This is a genomic window from Microcystis sp. BLCC-F209 (genome assembly GCF_041928595.1).
Taxonomy (GTDB): domain Bacteria; phylum Cyanobacteriota; class Cyanobacteriia; order Cyanobacteriales; family Microcystaceae; genus Microcystis.
The window spans coordinates 1-4,496 of record NZ_JBHFLL010000054.1 but is presented as its reverse complement, the minus strand read 5'-3'; the positions used below and the strand labels follow the sequence as shown (position 1 = coordinate 4,496).

Here is a 4,496-nt window from a genome sequence, read left to right as displayed (position 1 = left end):
TAGCACTTAACGCTCTTAACCAGGAATCCACTTACCGACGTAGTCTGGCACAAAAAAGTAAACGGGCGGCCATGGATAATAACTATATGATGGCTGTGCTGAAAGCCTTTTGTCAAGCCTAATTGAGATGCTCTTACCCTGCTAGGCAATGATGTTTATGCGTCAGGAGAAAGTGGAGATCAATTCATTTTTTCTGGTAATTTTGGCAAAGATGGCATTGCGGACACTAAAAAAGGTGTTGCTATCAAGATTGGGAACATTGACCTATCTACCGTTGAATGGACAGGCATATCATTCTTTGGAGTAGGTAGATTTAAAAACGCTAGTAAGACACTGATGCTCGATACGGATGGGGTATCGGGTCTAATTACGGATTCATCTGGTAATGAATTATTACTCGGTAACGCCTTTGCCAATGGGGTTTTTAATATTGTTTAATATTTAGCAATTAGCCAGTTGTACGCAACCATCCTGTCCAAGATACTTGTCGGGTTGCCGACCGGGACAATAGCTCGATGCCAGGATTATTCTTTCCTACCCCTCAATCTCACAAGATTGGGGGGTTTGGTTTTATCTAAGCTATGCTCTGAATTAACACAAAAGGTTGCACGATTAGTGTATTAAAAAGGTTATCGGGATGGGAATTCCAATCGCTTAACTGCTCTTGTGTCGGTTTTTCCAGTAGTTTTTCCCCGATCCAATTCTGCACTTGAGCAACCTGATCACCGGCGATCGCTTCTGCCACTTCGATTAAATTGAGGGAATCGGAAACTAGGATCAGCGCATCCCTTTGAGCATGGGGGATCAAGTCACTCCACTCCACTTCGGCTAATTCCTCTAATAACTGCTCGTGAATATTACCCATACTGTCAATCCTTGCGAAAAAGCTCGCTCAATAACGAATTAGCTCCTCTTTCTAGCATACAGGCAAAGGGAGAGCCGATTTCCCCATTTATAGTAATGTTAAGCTAAAATATAACGAATGTTCGATATTAAACTTATGCCTAAGATAGTAGATGTAGAACAATACCGAAAAGAACTCCTCTTAAAAAGTGCCGAACTCTTTGCCGAGAAAGGCTATGCTAACATGACGACGAGAGAATTAGCGCAAGGATTGGGAGTGTCCACGGGAACGCTGTACCACTACTTTCCCAGTAAAGCGGCACTTTTCGAGCAATTAGTCGAGGAGATGTGCCGGCAGGATGTTTTATTAGCTAAAGCCGAGATTGATCGAGGAAAAACCCTGATAGAAAAGCTAAAAATTCTCGGCAAATTTATGACTAATCGCGAGGATTACTGCATCAAACAATTATTCTTATGGATTGATTATTCTCAATATCAAGGACGAGAAGAACTGAGTCGTAGTCAACTTTTTGAGCGCGTTGATCGCCGCTATCATCAGGCAGTAATCGAGATTTTAGGTATTAGCGATCCGAGTGTAGCTTGGTTAGTTGTCAGCGTTATTAATGGACTGATATTAGAGCGCCTGTGGTGCAATGAACAGATTGTGATCGATGAACAAATGGAATTATTAGGTAAAATTCTTACTACTTATTTGCAGAAAAACTGTTAATCCCCGAAAATCACTTATTAACTAAAAAAGTATGAAAGGTAAAACTTTTGTGAAACCCAATCAAAAGTTAATGATCGGGTTAATAGTATTAGGCACAGGATTATTAGGAATAACCACCTTGTATAGTCTTTCCCAAGTCGCCCCCAAACCCGAAACCAAAACCCCTGTAGTTGCGTCACCCACACCGCAAAAAATCACCGCTTTAGGCAGAATTGAACCGAGGACAGAAATTATCAGCATATCTGCCCCGATGTTGCTTGATTCCGATCGAGTCAAGCAATTATTAGTCGATGAAGGAGATAGCGTCAAAACGGGACAAATAATCGCCATTCTCGAAAGTCGGGAAAGATTAGAGGATAACCTGCGACAGGCACAAGAACAGGTGAAAGTAGCCACAGCCAAACTAGAACAGGTGAAAGCTGGGGCAAAAGTCGGCGAAATCGATGCTAATGCCGCTAACGTGCGAAAAATCGAAGCACAATGGGTAGGGGATCAAGCAACCCAAAGGACAACTATTCAAAGATTAACAGCGCAATTAGAAGGGGATATAGCCGCCCAAAAAGCGACAATTGGCAAATTAGAAGCAGAATATCGCAATGCCAAAGCTGAATTTGATCGCTACGAAAAACTCTATCAAGAAGGGGCAATTTCCGCCTCTAGTTTTGATAGTAAAAGACTGAATTTAGAAACCAGTAATCAACAACTAACAGAAGCAAAAGTTACCCTAGAGAGAATTGAACGCACTGGTAAACAACAGATACAAGAAGCCAAGACTACCCTAACCCGGATTGAATCCACTGGTCAACAGCAGATCAAAGAGGCCAGATCCACTTTAAATCAAGTCTCGGAAGTGCGGGGAGTCGATGTGCAGGCAGCCCAAGCGGAGGTAAATGCTGCCCTAGTTGCCGTTAAAAAAGCCCAAACCGAGTTAAATCAGGCCTATATTCGATCGCCAATTACCGGCAAAGTGATTAAAGTCAATACCCGTATCGGGGAACAAATCAGCGATCAAGGAATTGTTGACCTCGCTGAAACCGAGCGCATGGAAGTAATTGCCGAAATCTATCAAAGCGATATCGGCAAAATTCGCGAGGGACAAACTGCCACGATTACCGGATCGGCGTTTAAGGGCGAAGTTAGGGGAAAAGTGCGCTTAATTGCTTTAAAAGTTGACCAACAAAATATCTTCAGCAATCAACCGGGGGAAAACTTTGATCGCAAAGTTATCTCTGTCCGTATTGCCTTAGATCGCAAAAACAGTCAAAAAGTGGCAGGTTTAACCAATTCCCAAGTAACTGTAACTATCAATGAGTAGGTTTTAGGGGAAGTGGGGAAGTGGGGAATTTTAACTAAAACCCCAACACCCCAACACCCCAACACCCCAACACCCAACACCCCATGAAACTAACCCATCTATTCAAAAAAACGCCCCTATCTTGGTTACAGGTGACGCGAGAGAAAACCCGTTTGATTGTAGCTATTGCCGGGATTGCTTTTGCTGACTTCCTAATTTTTACACAGTTGGGGTTTCGGGATGCCTTATTTGATGCTTCCGTTAAACCCCATTATGTCCTCGATGCGGATTTAGTCCTGATTAATCCCCAATTTGATACCCTCTTTGCCGTGAAAAGTTTCTCACGCGATCGCTTGTACCAAGCTAAAAGAGTCGAGGGCATTCAATCTTTAGCCTCAGTTTATATTGCTTCTGCCCAGTGGCGCAATCCCGAAACTTCCCTAGAAAGAACTACTTTAGTCTTTGGTTTTGATCCCAGTCAACGGGTTTTTACTCTCCCAGAAGTCAATCAAAAATCCAGTGATCTAAAGATGTTAAATCGCGTGTTGTACGATCAAGCAGGAAGACCAGAATTCGGTCTAATTGCCGATTTACTCCAGAAAAACCCCGATTTGACAGTTCAGTTAAATAAAAAAGAGGTACAGGTAGCGGGAATTTTTACCCTTGGTGCCTCCTTTGCTGCCGATAGTAACGTCATTACCAGTGATTCTACCTTTTTAAGGCTCTTTCCCGAACGTCAACCCCACGAAATCGATATAGGACTGATTAAACTGCAACCGGGGGCAAATATCGAGGCAGTAAAAGACAATTTACAGGCACTTTTCCCTAAAAATGAAGTAATAGTCCTTACTTTAGAAGAATTTGCTGAAAGGGAAAAAACCTATTGGGCAAATGGTACAGCCATTGGTTTTATCTTTGGGTTAGGTACAGTAGTCGGTTTTATCGTCGGTATCGTCATTGTCTATCAAATTCTCTATTCCGATGTCACCGATCACTTACCCGAATACGCTACCCTAAAAGCTATGGGTTACGGTGATTGGTATTTAGTCGGGGTTTTGATGCAAGAGGCTTTATTACTAGCGGTTTTGGGGTATATACCGGGGTTTATCGTCTCTCTCGGTGTTTATAATCTCGCTTCCTCCGCTACACTTTTACCCATAGTGATGACTACCGCTAGGGCGATCGAAGTTTTAATCCTAACAATTATTATGTGTATTGCCTCTGGAATTGTCGCCATGGGCAAATTAAGGACAGCAGATCCAGCCGATATTTTTTAAGCTATCAAGGGTGAAATAATGCTGATTTTTCAAAAAGAGCGAGAATTAGGGGATTTTAGCCCGAATGAACCCGTAATTGCCATTAAAGGCTTAAATCACTATTTTGGCACGGGGGAATTAAATCTCTTGCCAGATAAGGATTTAGTCGATTTATGACACCCTACCGAACCATACCAAGTAACGAAGAACCGATAAAATTCTCTTATTTAAATAGGGTCTGCTGAAAAAGTCATTGAAAAGTACAGGTCTCTTAATCAATGATTTCACTTAGCTACAAGCATAAGCTTTAGTTGTTGATTAATTTTTAAGTTATAACTTATCCTAATCATTGACCGAGAAAAAGTGCTGTTTT

The 4,496-nt window shown here is 42.0% G+C and carries 4 protein-coding genes and 1 pseudogene; 4 read left to right on the top strand and 1 reads right to left on the bottom strand.

Annotation, left to right across the window (positions count from 1 at the left end):
- Window positions 1–574: 574 nt before the first annotated feature.
- Complete coding sequence (locus ACE1AQ_RS03630; RefSeq protein ID WP_002775585.1) at window positions 575–865, bottom strand: DUF2288 domain-containing protein; 291 nt, start codon at window positions 863–865, stop codon at window positions 575–577.
- Between the two features lie 135 nt (window positions 866–1,000).
- Here ACE1AQ_RS03630 and ACE1AQ_RS03625 point away from each other — a divergent pair, with 135 nt between their 5' ends.
- From ACE1AQ_RS03625 to ACE1AQ_RS03610, 4 genes and pseudogenes are all read left to right on the top strand, one after another.
- Window positions 1,001–1,573 carry a TetR/AcrR family transcriptional regulator gene (locus ACE1AQ_RS03625; RefSeq protein ID WP_110546096.1) on the top strand — a complete coding sequence of 191 codons (573 nt, stop codon included), beginning with the start codon at window positions 1,001–1,003 and terminating at the stop codon, window positions 1,571–1,573.
- A gap of 31 nt (window positions 1,574–1,604) precedes the next feature.
- Window positions 1,605–2,888, top strand: coding sequence for an ABC exporter membrane fusion protein (locus ACE1AQ_RS03620; RefSeq protein WP_110546094.1), 1,284 nt, complete (start codon window positions 1,605–1,607; stop codon window positions 2,886–2,888).
- Between the two features lie 83 nt (window positions 2,889–2,971).
- A complete protein-coding gene (gene devC / locus ACE1AQ_RS03615) occupies window positions 2,972–4,144 on the top strand; it encodes an ABC transporter permease DevC (RefSeq protein WP_110546095.1) in 1,173 nt (390 codons plus the stop codon).
- 18 nt (window positions 4,145–4,162) lie between these two features.
- A pseudogene (locus tag ACE1AQ_RS03610) lies at window positions 4,163–4,288 on the top strand (ABC transporter ATP-binding protein); the annotation flags it as partial.
- Between the last annotated feature and the right edge of the window lie 208 nt (window positions 4,289–4,496).